We start from the raw sequence: 1659 nt of genomic DNA on the forward strand, positions 1-1659 counted from the left end.
AGGCCCACGGCCACCCGCGCCGGTCGGCCCGCCCGCGGCGGCACCCGGCCCACCTCGCGCAGCCAACGCCAGGTGTCCTCGACCGTCTCGGTCACCGGCCGACAGACCAGCCCCGCCGCGTACGCCCGCTCGACCCCCCGCTCCTGCAACCAGCGGTACGGGTGCCCCTGCGGGATCCAGATCGGCAGGTCGTTCCAGGGCTCCACCCCGGCGGCCAGGATCGGCTCCGGGTCCGTCCAGCGCAGCGTCGCGGCCGACCCGGTCGCCGCCACCGCCGCGTCGAGCAGTTCGCCCATCGTCGCGTGCCCGCTCCGACTGATCACGTTGTACGCCCCGCCGACGCCCTCGCTCCCCCGGTCCAGCAGCCAGTTCGCCAGGTCCCGGACGTCGATGTACTGCACCGGCAGGTCCCGCGGCCCGGGGGCCAGCACCTCGCCACCCCGGGCGACCCGGTGCAGCCACCAGGGCAACCGGCCGATGTCCTCCCCGGGCCCGAGGATCAGCCCGGCCCGGACCAGCAGCGCGCGGTCGCCGTAGACCTCCACCGCGGCCCGTTCCCCACCCGACTTGTTGCGCGGGTACTCCCCGTCGCCCGCGTCGGCCTCGGCGTCCACGGTGGCGGCCTCCTCGCCCACCCCGTCCGGCACCGGCTCGGCGTACACCGACCCGCTGGAGACGTAGACGTAGTGCGGCACCGCGTCGACCAGGGCCCGCGCGGCGTCCCGTACCGCCCGGGGCGCCCCGTCCCAGGTGTCCACCACCAGGTCCCACCGGCCGCCGGCCAGCGCCGTCAGCCCGTCCGGCGCCGTCCGGTCCCCCCGCAACCGGTGCACGCCGGCGGCCACCTGGCCATGCAGCCCCCGGTTGAGCACGGTCACCGACCAGCCTCGGTTCAGCGCCTCCCGCACGGTGGCGCCGCCGACGAATCCCGTCCCGCCCAGCATCAGCAGTCTCATGCGTCCCACCCTGCCCGCCGCCGGGTCGATTGCGGCCCGCTGTTCACCGGCAGCGGATCTGCCCTGGGCAGAAGCGACCCTCACCCCGACCCGGTGACCGACTCACTCTGCGGCAGGTCGGGGTGTCCCGGCCGCCGGATGGCGCGACCTGCGGCAGATCGAGTTGATCAAAGCGGGTGCTTCCCCGGCTGGGCAGGAGCTATGTGTCGGATGTCCGGATGCCGCCCGATCTCGCCGCGACCGGTGGAACGCCATGGAGGTCCCCGGCGCCCGGAGACGTCCATGGCGTTCCACTGACGGGGCCGGCCGGTGGGCAGGCTGTGCCCCGTTGGGGTGCGGTGTCCGGTTTGTGGGTGTGACCGGCGGCATCGTGGGGGCGGAATGGTGGCCGGGCGGGGGTCGTTGTATCCCGTGAACGGCCGAGGAAGACGACGCCCCGCGACAGCGGGCCCCCGGGAATGACGGTGGGGCGCCGGTCGTTACACATGGTCCCGGCGCCGCGAAGCGGCCCAGCCCCGCGAGCCGGATCCCCCTCAAGACTTTCCCCTTGCTTGTGAGCGCCTGACGTGGTGCTTGCGCACCCGCCGACCCCCATCGGCGTGTGGTGTGCCAACCCCCGAATGGAGCTTTCCCCCATGAACACGATCTTCCGTAAGAGCATTCTCGGTATCGCTGGTCTGGCTTTCACCGGTGGTGTGTTCGC

The 1659-nt window shown here is 73.7% G+C and carries 1 protein-coding gene; it reads right to left on the minus strand.

What is annotated here, in order from left to right:
- Positions 1 to 956, minus strand: a 956-nt coding sequence (locus tag ACWEVO_RS36210) for an NAD-dependent epimerase/dehydratase family protein (RefSeq protein WP_452311894.1), incomplete at its 3' end; no start/stop codon positions are given.
- Between the last annotated feature and the right edge of the window lie 703 nt (positions 957 to 1659).

This window comes from Micromonospora sp. NPDC003776 (assembly GCF_053605645.1).